This is a genomic window from Chenggangzhangella methanolivorans, assembly GCF_042648545.1.
Classification (GTDB): Bacteria; Pseudomonadota; Alphaproteobacteria; order Rhizobiales; family Methylopilaceae; genus Methylopila; species Methylopila methanolivorans.
Window position 1 is genome coordinate 1 of record NZ_JBHRXS010000006.1, and the last position, 12,754, is coordinate 12,754.

General features: G+C 69.1%; 13 protein-coding genes and 1 riboswitch. Of the genes, 6 read left to right on the forward strand and 7 right to left on the reverse strand.

Annotation, left to right across the window (positions count from 1 at the left end; all coding sequences use genetic code 11):
* Positions 1-69 precede the first annotated feature (69 nt).
* Positions 70-744 (reverse strand): YoaK family protein, encoded by a 675-nt coding sequence (locus ACFOWB_RS11250; RefSeq protein ID WP_261402343.1) that lies wholly within the window; start codon positions 742-744, stop codon positions 70-72.
* Positions 745-836: 92 nt separating this feature from the next.
* Here ACFOWB_RS11250 and ACFOWB_RS11255 point away from each other — a divergent pair, with 92 nt between their 5' ends.
* Positions 837-2,222 (forward strand): ABC1 kinase family protein, encoded by a 1,386-nt coding sequence (locus tag ACFOWB_RS11255; RefSeq protein ID WP_261402344.1) that lies wholly within the window; start codon positions 837-839, stop codon positions 2,220-2,222.
* Between the two features lie 35 nt (positions 2,223-2,257).
* Here the strand turns inward: ACFOWB_RS11255 and ACFOWB_RS11260 are convergent, their stop codons facing one another.
* Both ACFOWB_RS11260 and ACFOWB_RS11265 read right to left on the reverse strand, forming a co-directional pair.
* Complete coding sequence (locus ACFOWB_RS11260; RefSeq protein WP_261402345.1) at positions 2,258-3,241, reverse strand: catalase family peroxidase; 984 nt, start codon at positions 3,239-3,241, stop codon at positions 2,258-2,260.
* A 217-nt stretch (positions 3,242-3,458) separates the two neighbouring features.
* The gene (locus ACFOWB_RS11265; RefSeq protein ID WP_378147332.1) at positions 3,459-3,656 is read right to left on the reverse strand and encodes a hypothetical protein; all 198 of its coding nucleotides are present in this window, start codon (positions 3,654-3,656) and stop codon (positions 3,459-3,461) included.
* Here ACFOWB_RS11265 and ACFOWB_RS11270 point away from each other — a divergent pair.
* Both ACFOWB_RS11270 and ACFOWB_RS11275 read left to right on the forward strand, forming a co-directional pair.
* The gene (locus tag ACFOWB_RS11270) at positions 3,655-3,948 is read left to right on the forward strand and encodes an aa3-type cytochrome c oxidase subunit IV (RefSeq protein WP_261402346.1); all 294 of its coding nucleotides are present in this window, start codon (positions 3,655-3,657) and stop codon (positions 3,946-3,948) included. The two genes, ACFOWB_RS11265 and ACFOWB_RS11270, sit on opposite strands and share 2 nt — an antisense overlap.
* Before the next feature lie 121 nt (positions 3,949-4,069).
* Positions 4,070-4,711 carry a 2,3-bisphosphoglycerate-dependent phosphoglycerate mutase gene (locus ACFOWB_RS11275; protein WP_261402347.1) on the forward strand — a complete coding sequence of 214 codons (642 nt, stop codon included), beginning with the start codon at positions 4,070-4,072 and terminating at the stop codon, positions 4,709-4,711.
* Positions 4,712-4,715: 4 nt separating this feature from the next.
* Here the strand turns inward: ACFOWB_RS11275 and ACFOWB_RS11280 are convergent, their stop codons facing one another.
* Positions 4,716-5,480, reverse strand: a complete 765-nt coding sequence (locus tag ACFOWB_RS11280; RefSeq protein WP_261402348.1) for a bestrophin-like domain — start codon at positions 5,478-5,480, stop codon at positions 4,716-4,718.
* A gap of 103 nt (positions 5,481-5,583) precedes the next feature.
* Positions 5,584-5,693: riboswitch (TPP riboswitch) on the forward strand.
* A 96-nt stretch (positions 5,694-5,789) separates the two neighbouring features.
* Here ACFOWB_RS11280 and thiC point away from each other — a divergent pair.
* The 3 genes from thiC (at position 5,790) to ACFOWB_RS11295 (ending at position 9,965) form a co-directional block, all read left to right on the forward strand.
* Complete coding sequence (gene thiC / locus ACFOWB_RS11285; protein WP_261402349.1) at positions 5,790-7,670, forward strand: phosphomethylpyrimidine synthase ThiC; 1,881 nt, start codon at positions 5,790-5,792, stop codon at positions 7,668-7,670.
* An 86-nt stretch (positions 7,671-7,756) separates the two neighbouring features.
* Positions 7,757-8,242 carry a hypothetical protein gene (locus tag ACFOWB_RS11290; RefSeq protein ID WP_261402350.1) on the forward strand — a complete coding sequence of 162 codons (486 nt, stop codon included), beginning with the start codon at positions 7,757-7,759 and terminating at the stop codon, positions 8,240-8,242.
* Between the two features lie 52 nt (positions 8,243-8,294).
* Positions 8,295-9,965: a hypothetical protein gene (locus ACFOWB_RS11295; RefSeq protein WP_378147337.1), complete on the forward strand. Its 1,671-nt coding sequence runs from the start codon at positions 8,295-8,297 to the stop codon at positions 9,963-9,965.
* Between the two features lie 13 nt (positions 9,966-9,978).
* Here ACFOWB_RS11295 and ACFOWB_RS11300 read toward each other — a convergent pair whose 3' ends face one another.
* The 3 genes from ACFOWB_RS11300 to ACFOWB_RS11310 all read right to left on the reverse strand — a co-directional run bounded on the left by ACFOWB_RS11300 (position 9,979) and on the right by ACFOWB_RS11310 (position 12,753).
* On the reverse strand, positions 9,979-10,845 hold the full coding sequence (locus ACFOWB_RS11300) for a tetratricopeptide repeat protein (RefSeq protein WP_378147339.1): 867 nt from the start codon (positions 10,843-10,845) through the stop codon (positions 9,979-9,981).
* Positions 10,846-11,035: 190 nt separating this feature from the next.
* On the reverse strand, positions 11,036-11,257 hold the full coding sequence (gene rpsU / locus ACFOWB_RS11305) for a 30S ribosomal protein S21 (RefSeq protein ID WP_128775521.1): 222 nt from the start codon (positions 11,255-11,257) through the stop codon (positions 11,036-11,038).
* Between the two features lie 413 nt (positions 11,258-11,670).
* Positions 11,671-12,753 carry a 5-(carboxyamino)imidazole ribonucleotide synthase gene (locus ACFOWB_RS11310; protein ID WP_261402353.1) on the reverse strand — a complete coding sequence of 361 codons (1,083 nt, stop codon included), beginning with the start codon at positions 12,751-12,753 and terminating at the stop codon, positions 11,671-11,673.
* Between the last annotated feature and the right edge of the window lies 1 nt (position 12,754).

Below are 12,754 nucleotides of genomic sequence, written 5' to 3' on the forward strand. Positions count from 1 at the left end.
GGATACATATCAGCGACTTCCGCACCAGCACGCCTCAGTTGCGAACAGCAGCCGGTCCACACATTCGGGTCAGACTTGGTCTTTCGCCCAGGTCGTCGCGAAGGCGACGAGCGCCACCACCGGCGCCGCCGCGAAGCAGTATTCGTGGATGTAGGTGTAGGCGAAGGCCGCCGCGCCGCACCCCACGGCGAAGGCCCCGATCGACGTCGCCGTCAGGCCGATGCGCTTGCGCGTCGGGGCGCGCTTGTCCGCCGGCAGGCCGCGGGTGAAGTCGGCGATGTCGATCATCATCTGGGTGGTGGAGCCGGTCAGCACCGTCGAGGGCGGCAGCGCCGTCAGCCGGGTGCGGTGGAGCGCGTTCTGGATCGCCATGGCGGCGACGATCACGAGGCCGGTCGCGACCGCGGGCGCGGCGTCGCCGTCCGGGAAGGGGCCGAGCTTCAGGAACAGCCAGGCCCCGACGCCGAGCAGCGCCGCCTGCAGCAGGAACATCAGCCTGAGCGCCGGCCAGCCCTTACGGTCGATCGCGAGGCCGAGGGTGCGGGCGAGCAGGATCACGACGCAGAAGGTCGGCAGCGCCAGAAGCTTGGCCAGCACGCCGGTCGTGCCGAACGCGAAGGAGGCGCCAAGCGTCACGAAGTTGCCGGTGACGTGGGTGGTGAACAGCCCATGCAGCGCGAGGAAGCCGGCGGCGTCCACATAGCCGGCGTTCAGGGCGAGCAGAGCAAGGAGCGCGAGCCGCATCGAGGGCCTCTCCGGAACGTGCGCGTGACGAAAGGCCTGCAGCGTCCTGCCGCTCTGGTCAACCAGACGCTTGCGCACGACGTATGCCGACCATGAGCGAGCGCGACATCGAACGAAACCGTCTTACGGCCCGCATGGGCCGCTACGCCCGGGTCGGGGCCAATGTCGGAGGCGTCGCGGCGCGGATCGCCACCGCGCAGTTCCGCGGCCGCGCCGAAGGACGCGACCAGCGCGCGGCCGATCTTCGCGCGGCGCTCGGGGGGCTGAAGGGCCCGATCATGAAGGTGGCGCAGCTGCTCGCCACCATCCCCGACGCGCTGCCGCCCGAATACGCCGCCGAACTCTCCCAGCTCCAGTCCGACGCCCCGCCCATGGGCTATGGTTTCGTGCGCCGCCGGATGGCGGCGGAGCTCGGTCCGGACTGGCTGGAAAAATTCGGGTCGTTCGAGAAGGAGCCCGCCGCCGCCGCCTCGCTCGGGCAGGTTCACCGCGCGACGACGGTCGACGGACAGGCGCTCGCGGTGAAGCTGCAATATCCCGACATGGCCTCGGCGGTGGAGGCCGATCTCGGCCAGCTCCGCCTGCTGTTCGACCTGAGGGGGCGGTTCGACAAGTCGATCGACACGAGCCAGATCGTTCAGGAGATCGGCGCGCGCATCCGCGAGGAGCTGGACTATCGTCGCGAGGCCAAGCACGCCGCGCTCTACGCCCGCATCCTCGCCGACACGCCCGAGGTGCGGGTGCCGGGCGTCCATCGCGCGCTCTCGACCGGACGCCTGCTGACGCTCGACTGGCTCGAAGGCCGCAAGCTGCTCGAGTTCAAGGAGGCCTCTCTCGAGATCCGCAACCGCCTCGCCGTGGCGATGTTCAAAGCGTGGTGGCGGCCGTTCTCGACTCATGGCGTGATCCATGGCGACCCGCATCTCGGCAACTACGCGGCTTATCTCGAAGACGGAGAGCCGCAGGGCATCAACCTGCTGGACTATGGCTGCATCCGCGTGTTTCCGGCGAGCTTCGTCGGCGGGGTCGTGGATCTCTATGAGGGGCTGCGCGACGGGGACGACGCGCGGGTCGTCCACGCCTACGAGACCTGGGGCTTCAAGGGCCTCAAGCGCGAGCTGATCGACGTGCTGAACATCTGGGCGCGCTTCATCTACGGCCCGCTGCTCGACGACCGCGTGCGCACGATCGCGGACGGCGTCTCGCCCGGCGAGTATGGGCGAAAGCAAGCGTTCCAGGTCGCGCAGGAGCTGAAGAAGAAGGGTCCGATCACCGTGCCGCGCGAGTTCGTCTTCATGGACCGCGCGGCGATCGGGCTCGGCGGCGTCTTCCTGCATCTCGCCGCCGAGCTGAACTTCTCGCAGCTGTTCCGCGACGCGATGGCGGGCTTCTCGGTCGAGGGCGTGGCGGCGCGCCAGCGGGCGGCGCTCGAGGCGGTCGGTCTCGGCGGCGACGATCCGTCTCCGTCCCGTCCCTGATCAGGGACGGGACGGTTGGGCGAACTCGCCTGGCGTCACTGCGCCCGCCGCACCACCGAGATCGCGTAGGCCGGGGAGCGGATGGCGAACATCGGGTCGTCCTTCGGCCCCTCGACGCCTTCGGCCAGGATCGTCGGGTCGAACGTCTGTCCGTCGCAGGCCGAGGCCTGCTCGATTTTGGCGATCTCGACGGTTCCAAGCGTCGTGGCGGGGCGGCTCTCCTCGTCGGGCCACATCGCGGTGACGTCGTTCATCGGGTCGCCGTCCTTCGTCGGGATCGCCACGAGGTCGAACACGACCGGGCCCTTGGCGAGCCGCTCGGTCAGCTCGGCGACATAGAAATCCTTGCCCTTGGCCTTGGCCTCGTCGTCCGTGAGTCCGGGGGCCTCGGCCTTGGGCGTGAATTTCAGCTTCGCGACGGTCGCCTTGCCCGAGGCGTCCGTGAGCGTGAAGGCGTGCGCGCCCCAATAGGGAACCGTGGCCCAGCTCGCAGGGATCGGCTTTCCGGCGAGCCATTTCGACTGGTTGGCGGCTTCGGGGTTCGCAGCCGTGAAGGCCTTGATCTTCTCCTGGTCGGGCTTGCCGTCCGGCCCGGGCGCGCGCGCCTTGAAGCCGGCCAGCATCTGGTCCGGGTTCTTGGCCCCGAACACCGGAGCCGAGATGAACACGAATTCCGAGGCGTCCCCCTCCGGATCGATGCGGAGCGCGAAGCCGCGCGTGACGCCCTTGGTGAAGTCCGGGATGGCGGGATTGCCGCCGCCCATCGAGAACCGGGCGACGACCGGCAGTTCGGCCTTGGCGAACATCGCCGACTTCGACATGGCCTTGCCGTCGGCGGACGGCTTGAAGGTTCCGGCCACGCACTGGCCCTTGGCGCCGCTGATGCGCGCTTTGTGCTTGCCCGCCACCGCTTCCTGCGCGTTGACGATGGCGTTGACGTCAGGCGCCTGCGCGAGGGCGGGAGCGGCGAGGGCGAGGGGGCCTGCGAGCGCAAGCGCGAGGCGAAAGGACGGCGTCATGGGGGGATCTCCCGGAGGCCGGACCCTGATGGCCACGCCTGTCGCCCACGCTCTGCGCGTTTAGAACCGTTTTCAACTGGAGCTTGGCCGCGGTCCGCGGAGCCGTACGAGCGACGACAGGCGGTCGGAAACTGACGCCGGCGTCAAAGTCGTCGATCGCGCAATGGATTGGCGCGCGACCGGCCGCTTGCGGCCTTTCCGGTCCGGCCCAGGCGGTTCACGCTGTTGTCATCGCCTGAGCGTCGGATAAGCCGCCGCGGCGCTCGGGCGCGACGCTGGACCATGTGTCCTGGACCGTCGCCCGATCAGCTGATTTTCCGTCCGAATCCGCGGCGTTTGGCCGATTGCCCACGCCCGCCGTTTCGGCTAAACGCGATTTGAAGCAAGCAACAAGAACGCCGAGGAAAGCCTGCATGGCCGAGCACGCTCCGACCGAATACGCCACCGCGACCGGCAATGACTACGCCGAGCACGAAGGCACCTACTCGCTCGTCATGAAGCTCTCGAAGGTCGCCACCGCGGCCGTCATCCTGATCGTGATCTCGCTCGGCATCGGCGGCGTCACCGGCCACTGGGGCCTGTGCGGTCTCGGCGTCGTCGCGGCGCTCGTCACCGGCGTGATCGGCGGCCTCAGCGAGAAGGGCACGATCCTTCCCACCGTCGTCGCGGGCGTGGCCGTGGTCGGCCTCTGGCTCCTGATCAAGTGACCTGACCGGCGCGGCGCCGTCACGGGCGCCGCGCCGATCGACGTTTCGAAAGGCCGGACCGCGAGGTCCGGCCTTTTTCATCTCGGGCCGCCGGCCCGCGCAGAGTTTCGAGTTCGCCCGCATGACAGCCGAGCCGCAGCGTCTCCTCGTCCTCGTCCGCCACGGTCAGAGCCAGGACAACGAGCGCGACCTGTTCTCCGGCCTGCGCGACCCGTCCCTGACCCCGCGCGGCGTCGAGGAGGCGCGCGCGGCGGGCCGGGCGTTGCGCGAGCTCGGCCTGAGCTTCACCCACGCCTTCACGAGCGTCCTGACCCGCGCCCGCCAGACCATGGCGCTCGCGCTCGAGGAGCTCGGCCAGGCCGATCTCGCCGTGCGCGAGGACGCAGCCCTCAACGAGCGCGACTACGGCGCGCTCGCCGGTCTCAACAAGACCCAGGCGCGCGCCCGCTTCGGCGCAGAGCAGGTGCGGATCTGGCGCAAATCCTACGACGCCGTGCCGGAGGGCGGCGAAAGCCTCGCCATGACCGCCGCGCGGGTCTGGCCGTTCTACGAGCGCGAGATCGCGCCGGCGGTGAGGGGCGGGGGCCGCGTGCTGGTGGTCGGCCACGGCAACGCGCTGCGCTCGATGCTGATGCGGCTCGACGGCGTGGATCCGCAGGCGATCGAGGAGGTGAACATCGGCACCGCCGAACGCCTCGCCTACACGCTCGCCGAGGACGGCGAACGGCTTGTGAAGACCGAGCTGCGGCCGTTCAGGGCCTGAGCCTTCACCGCCTCATATGCTCGAGCGCGGTTTCGAGCGCAGCCGGCGAGACGCGGATCCAGCCGGAGAACGGCGCGTCCATGTCGAGGATGAGGTAGAGCGCCGCCGAGATCAGCGCCGCGCCGGCGGTCATCCACACGGCCACCACGACGTTTGGGGGCGCGCGATACGCGAAGCTCGCGAAGATCAGCGACACCCACCCCACCAGCACCACGATGAGCTGCGGCGGCATGGTGCCTTCCCAGTGCTGGATCAGCGTCCAGCGCAGCTCGGTGATCTTCTGGAAGCGTTGGCGCCACTCGGCCTTGAGCTGGAGGTCCTCGGGCTCGTCCGCCTCGATCTTGCGCATAGCCGCGCCGACCTCGTCGAGCTGGGCTTCGGCGGCCTCGTCCTCGACCGTCACGTCGCGGCCGACGGCGTCCCTGGGCCATGTGCCCGCGACCGCGCGCTCGACATAGCTTGCGAGCTTGGCGCGGGCCTCGGCGGTGTCGGGGCCATGCGCGCGCAGCGAGCGGTCGAGGATGATGATCTCGGTCGCGAAGGAATGGACGTTGTGGTCGATGGCGTCGAAGGTCGTCTTCGACGAATTGATCAGCAGGCCGATCGCCATCGACGTCATGGTGACGAAGATGGTGGCCACCAGCTTGATGACGTTGTGGGTGTCGTCGCGCTGCAGCCGCTCGGGCAGCCGCGAATAGACCAGCATGCAGCCGAACGACGCGCCCGTCAGGCAGAGGAAGGTCGCAAACGCGATCAGAAGGGGAGCCACGGCCCGCATCTCCGGATGAGTCGGCCGTCCCCGCGGCCGCGCCGGACCATAGGCGCCTGCTGGTTGACGTATCGACAACCGCTTTGAACCCTCCTAACCTCCGTCTCGGTCCGAGGGGCGTCCCGCTGCGATGCGGGGCTGAGATGGCGACACGCCGATCCCTTAGAACCTGATCCGGGTCATGCCGGCGAAGGGACGGGAACCTGCGAGCGGCGAGGCCATCACGGCCGATCGACCATTCGCCCCAGACTTTGCGTCGAACTCCCCCGGATCTCCGAAACGAGAAGCATTCGAGGAGGAGATCCCGCAATGAACGTCCATGTTCCGCCGAAAGACGCGCGCGCCGCGCCCGACAGCGTCACCACAGGCCCGATCGAGGGCTCGCGAAAGGTCTACGCCGCGCCGGCTTCGCATCCCGAGATGCGCGTGCCCTTCCGCGAAATCCGGCTGACCGACGCCAACGAACCGCCGGTCCGCGTCTACGATCCGTCCGGCCCCTACACCGAGACCGACGCGCCCATCGACCTGAAGAAGGGGCTGCCGCTCGTCCGCGAGCCGTGGATCGCCAAGCTCGGCCTCGAAACCATTCCCGGCCGGGCGGTCAAGCCCGAGGACAACGGCAATGTCGGCGCCGACAAGCTGGTGGCGGCGTGCCCGGCGATCCGCGAGATCCGCCGCGCGCGGCCCGGCCAGATGGTCACCCAATACGAGTTCGCCCAGGCGGGCGTCATCACGCCCGAGATGGCCTATGTGGCCCACCGCGAGAACCTCGCCCGCGAGGCCGCGCTCGACGGCGCCAACATCCGCCATGCTGACGGCGAAAGCTTCGGCGCGAGCGTCCCGGAGTTCGTGACGCCCGAATTCGTGCGCGACGAGATCGCCCGCGGCCGCGCCATTATCCCGGCCAACGTCAACCACCCGGAACTCGAGCCGATGGCGATCGGCCGGAACTTCCTGGTCAAGGTCAACGCCAATATCGGCAATTCGGCCGTGACCTCGGGCGCGGCCGAAGAGGTCGAGAAACTGGTCTGGGCGACCCGCTGGGGCGCGGACACGGTCATGGACCTGTCGACGGGCCGCAACATCCACAACATCCGCTCGTGGATCATCCGCAACTCGCCGGTGCCGATCGGCACCGTGCCGATCTACCAGGCGCTCGAAAAGGTCGACGGCGACCCGCTCAAGCTCGATTGGGAGGTCTTTAAAGATACCCTCATCGAACAGGCCGAGCAGGGCGTCGACTACTTCACCATCCACGCGGGCGTCCGCCTGCGCCACGTGCCGCTGACCGCGAACCGCATGACGGGCATCGTCAGCCGCGGCGGCTCCATCATGGCGCGCTGGTGCCTCGCGGGGCATCGCGAGAGCTTCCTCTACGAACGCTTCGACGAGATCTGCGACATCTGCCGCGCCTATGACGTCTCGTTCTCGCTCGGCGACGGCCTGCGCCCGGGCTCCATCGCCGACGCCAACGACGCGGCGCAGTTCGCCGAGCTCGAGACGCTGGGCGAGCTCACCAAGATCGCCTGGGACAAAGGCTGCCAGGTGATGATCGAGGGCCCCGGCCACGTGCCGATGCACAAGATCAAGGAGAACATGGACAAGCAGCTGCGCGAATGCGGCGAGGCCCCGTTCTACACGCTCGGGCCGCTCACGACCGACATCGCGCCGGGCTACGACCACATCACCTCCGGCATCGGCGCCGCGATGATCGGCTGGTTCGGCACCGCGATGCTCTGCTACGTGACGCCGAAGGAGCATCTGGGGCTGCCCAACCGCGACGACGTCAAGACCGGCGTCATCACCTACCGGATCGCGGCCCACGCGGCCGACCTCGCCAAGGGGCACCCGGCCGCGAAGGTGCGGGACGACGCGCTCTCCAAGGCGCGCTTCGACTTCCGCTGGGAGGACCAGTTCAACCTCTCGCTCGACCCCGACACGGCCCGCGCCTTCCACGACGAGACGCTGCCGAAGGACGCCCACAAGGTCGCGCATTTCTGTTCGATGTGCGGGCCGAAGTTCTGCTCGATGCAGATCACGCAGGAGCTTCGCGCAGAAGCCCGCGCGATGGGCGACAACGCGGCCAAGGCGCTCGAAGCCGAGACTCTCGCGGCGCGAGACGGCATGGAGGCGAAGTCGAAGGAGTTTCTGGAGACCGGCGGCAAGCTCTACGTCGACGCCAAAAGCTGACGGTCCGGGCCTCCTCCCTCGCGCTGCGCGAGGGAGGAGGCCGTTTCCGCCTGTCGCGACGGATCCTTCTGTCCCATATCCGCGGCATGACGGGATCCGCATCAGGGGAGCGCGCAGCCTTCGCCCGGGGCTTCACGCTTCTGGACCGGACGCTCGGCGCGCCGCGTCCCAATTCGCGCCTGTGGACGGTCGTGGACGTCGCCTACGGGCACGCGACCGACTGGCGGTTGCGGGTGACGCTCGAAGACCATCGGGAAACGACCGTCTGGTTCGAGAATCCCACGGTCTTCAGGGTGCTGGACGACGGCGAGCTGCTCGACTATTGGGGCCGCCGCAGCGAGGAGAACGTCGCAGTCGGCACGCTCTACAGCATCCGCGAGAGCCCGTTTCTCGCTCAGCTTGGCGCAGGGGTGACGGCGCAGTCGCTGGGCGTCGGCGAAAGCCTCACCCATTACCTGATCGCGGGCATGGACGTCTGCGTCGAGGTGATCTCGGGCGCTCCCCCGACATTTGCGGACGAATCCGGACAGCCGGCCGGGCGCGGCGGGTCGGACATCCGTAGTCGCCCGTAGTGTTGCGCCGCCCGACGCTTTGCTAGCGTCCCTGGCCATGGCGGGAGGCGGCATGTTCAGGCTCATTGCGGTGGCGTTCGCCACGATGCTCCTGGCGTGCGCGCCCCGCGCCGCGTCCGCTCAAGACGCGGCGATCGGGGAGCCGGACCTCTCGCCCGGCGAGGTCGCCGCGGCCAAGGCCGCATGCGCCAGCCAGACCCCGGGGCGGCCCGCCAGCGGCTCCATCAAGCGCTACGTCGAGACCTTCGTCGCCGCGCATACGGAGTACGATCCGAAGACCTGCAAGCCGCACGGAGCCGGAGAGTGGCTGCCGATCGACAAGCAGCCGTGCGATCTCGGCGCCGGCTGCGGAATGATGTCGACCGGCGTCCTCCAGAACCGCCCGCTCGCGAGCGGCGCCTGCGCCGGCCGCACCTACAACTTCGCCTCGCTCTGCTACACGTGGATCCTGCATTCGAACCTTTATCTGCGCGACCGGATCGCGGCGATGTACGTCCCGCCGCAGATTTCGCCGGTCACCGAGACTTTCGAGTTGAAGGTCAAGCTCGTGAAGCCCACCAGCGAGGCCAGCGAGTTCACCCGCTGGTTCGAGGACGGCCTCGGACTGTGGCAGCAGAAGCTCGCGGCCGCCGCTGACAAAGACCTCAAATGGTCGGGCACGAGCGTCAAGGAGACCAGTCCGAGGCCGGAGAAGAAGACCAACGACACGTGCTGGTGCGCCGGGTCCACGATCCTGCCGTTCTACGAGATCAGCGGCGGCGAGTGGACCGTCGACGAAGACACGGGCGAGTGGGGACCGGACGGCGTCGGCTGGAACACGGACGCGATCGACTATTATCGCGAGAAGCGGCGGGCCCCTTGCGGGACGAGATTCCGCCAGCAGATGCAGTTCATGGTCGTCGACACCCATCCCGACTGGGAGAACTACGGGAAGATGAACGTGCTCGGAGGCTCGTTCGATAACCGGACGATGACGTCGCTCCGCGCCGGGCTGTCGAAGACGCGCGAGTACAAGGTAGTCGCGAAGAAGGCGCGGCTCGCCTGCAGCAAGATCCGGTTCCCGGACCTGCCGCCCGCCGGGCCCGGGGCCATGGCCGTGATCGACGATCCCCGGCCGGTCGCGGCCGCCGCGATGGAGATCGAGCGCGTCTCGGGACGCGCGATCTCCTACGAGGACGCGCCCTTCCGCGACCGGCGCGCGATGGCCTCGATGGTCGAGGCTGCGGAGGGCGACGCGTTCTTGGCGCCCCGGGGCGACGTGCTGACGACGCCGATGCCGTCCTCGCCCGACCAGGCCGCGGCCGCCTTGCGGGCGGCCGTCGTCCGCTACGAGGCGGGCCGGCCGGTCGCCGCCTTCGACGTCATCGAGGACGGCATGATCCGGGTCGCGCCGCGGGCCGCCGTCGACGCCTCGGGCGCGATGCGCCCCGTCACGCCCGCGCTCGACCGAAGGATCAGCCTGAAGGCGAAGCCCCGCACGGGCATGGAGCTGCTCGGCGATCTGCGCGAGGCGGTGGCGGCGGCCGAGGGACGACGGGTGCTTATCGGCACGGTTCCGACCGGCCTGCTGTCGCGCCTGAAAGTCGGTTTCGGCGCGGCCGACGAACCGGCGCGCGCGGCGCTGGCGCGGCTCGTCGCGGCCTCCGGCCGCAAGATGGCGTGGAAGCTGCTCTACGATCCCGGCTTCGACGACTATGCGCTGAACCTGACCGTGGTGGACTGACGGCGTCGCGCCGTCAGTTCTCGGTGTAGCTCGTGCCGCGCTGGCCGCCGACGCGGCTGAAGCCTTCGAGCGCGCGCTTGTCGCTTGGATTGAGGTTCAGCGCCTGCGCGTAGGACGCTCGCGCGTTGCCGAGCTCGTTGCGCTTCTCGAAGGCGGTCGCTCGGCCGAGCCACGCGTCGATGTTCTTCGGCGCGAGCGTGCGGGCGGTGTTGAAGTCGTCGATCGCGGCCGCGTAGTCGGCGAGCGCGAGATAGCTCATGCCGCGCCCGATATAGGGCTCGGCCTGCGTCACCGAGATCGCGGTCGCCTTGGTGAAGTCGTCGATCGCTTCTTCCTGCCGGCCCTGCGCCTGGTGCACGAGGCCGCGATTGTGCCAGGCCTGCGCGTTGTTCGGGTCGAGCTGCACCGCCTTCTCGAAGTCGGCGAGCGCCATGTCGGTGCGCCCCGTCGAGCGGTAGATGTTGCCGCGGCCCACATAGGCGGCCGAATAGCTCGGTTCGGCGTCGATGGCGCGGTTGTAGTCGGCGAGGGCTTGCCCGGTGTCGCCCTTGGAGCGATAGGCCAGCGCACGGTTGGCGTAGGCCTTGGCGAAGTTGCCGTCGATCTGGAGCGCGCGGTTGAAGTCGCCGATCGCGTTGTCGTACTGGCCGAGCCGCGCATAGGCCGAGCCGCGCATGTTGAGCGCCTGCGGGTCGTTCGGGTTGCTGGCGACCACCTGGGAGAGCGAATTGAGGTCGGTCGAGCGGGCCGCGTAGACGTCGGGGTCGACGTCGCGGGCCGAACCGCCGCCGCCCATGGTCTCGCAGCCGGCGAGCGCGAGCGAGGCCGCGAGCAGCAGGCTTGCGTTCCGGAGGCGGACGGAGCCGGGACGACCGATCATGGCCTCACTCACCTGTTCGCTGTGCGGTTTGGAATCCGCCACAGACACAGGCGGATTGCGGCGACATTGCGTTAGCCCGCGGCAAAGCGGGCCGCTCCTGCGCCTGAAACGCCAAAACGCCCGTCGGCGTCGCCGAACGGGCGCTTTTTTTCCAAAGCTCGTCGCGCCGCGGAAGCCCGCGGCGGCCGACTCACTTCTTCTTCTGCGGCAGCAGGCCTTCGCGCTGGGCGCGCTTGCGGGCGAGCTTGCGGGCGCGGCGGACGGCCTCGGCCTTCTCGCGGGCGCGCTTCTCGGAGGGCTTCTCGTAGTGGCCGCGGAGCTTCATTTCACGGAAGATGCCTTCGCGCTGCATCTTCTTCTTGAGGGCCTTCAGGGCCTGATCGACATTGTTGTCGCGGACGAGAACCTGCACGTGTCGCCTCAGTCTGGTTTCGATATCGCGGCCTTCACCGCGTCAAAAAAACAAAAAGACGACGTCCACGCGGATCGCGCGCGGCGTCATCGTTGAGTCGTGTCTAGCAAAGGGCGGGGCGCTTGTCCATGCGGGAGGACGTCTTCCAGGACAGTGTTGAGGCCCAAAGGTTGGGCGTTCTCCCGTCCCTGGGACAGGGGAGGGCAGGCTGGGGCGCGGTTCAGGAGAGGGCTGGACAAATCGGGCTGCCGCGGCCGTCATCTACCGGCGCCCTAGACCGGAGGCCATCCCTCCCGCCACGCCGCTTCGCGGCGCGCCGCCCTCCCGAGCCAACTCCGCCGTTGCGGAGTCGGCCATTCAGAGTGGGCAAGTCGGAAACATCCGACTTGCCTGCGAGGGAGGGAGAAGAGCCGTCACTTCACCCGCGTGACGTGCCCCATCTTGCGGCCCGGCGCCGGCTCGCCCTTGCCGTAGAGGTGCAGGGCGGCGCCGGGCTCGGCGAGCAGCTCGCGCCAGCGATTGGCCTCGGCGCCGAGCAGGTTCGTCATCACCACCTCGCCGCGCGTGCGGGTCGAGCCGAGCGGCCAGCCGGCGATCGCGCGGACATGCTGCTCGAACTGGCTCGTAGCCGCGCCCTCGATGGTCCAGTGCCCGGAATTGTGCACCCGCGGGGCGATCTCGTTCACCACCACGCGCTCGCCCGCCGGTCCGTCGACGAGGAACAGCTCGACGCCGATGACGCCCACATAGTCGAGCGCCTCCACGATCTTCTTCGCGATCGCAATGGCGGAGGCGGCGGTCTCGGGCTTGATCGCCGCGGGCACGTGGCTCGAGCGCAGGATGTGGTTCTCGTGGCGGTTCTCGACGATGTCGTAGGCCGCGAAGTCGCCGCCGCGCCCGCGCGCCGCGATCACCGAGACCTCGGCGCGGAACGGAACGAAGGCTTCGAGGATCGCCGGCTGGCCGCCCATCATGGCGACCGCCTGGTCGATGCCGAGACCCTCGCGCACCAGCACCTGGCCCTTGCCGTCATAGCCGAAGCGCCGCGTCTTCAGCACCGCGGGACGCCCCACGGCCCCGAGCGCGGCCGCCATCGAGGCGCGGTCGTCGACGGCGGCGAAGTTCGGCGTCGGCAGGCCGAGGTCGCGCAGGAAGGTCTTTTCGACGAGCCGGTCCTGCGTGGTCGCAAGCGCCCGTTCGTTCGGGAACAGCGCCTTGTGGGCCGCGACGAGCTTCGCGGTCTCGGCCGGCACGTTCTCGAACTCGTAAGTGACGACATCGACCGAGTCGGCGAACAGCGCGAGCGCGGCCTCGTCGTCGTACGCCGCGACCGTGCGCTCGGCCGCGACGTCGAAGGCGGGCGAGTTGGGGTCGGGCGCGAACACGTGGGTCTTGAGGCCAAGCGGGGCCGCGGCGAGCGCGATCATGCGGCCGAGCTGGCCGCCGCCGAGAACCCCGATGCGGCAGCCGGGGGTGAGGGGAAGGGCGACCGCCATG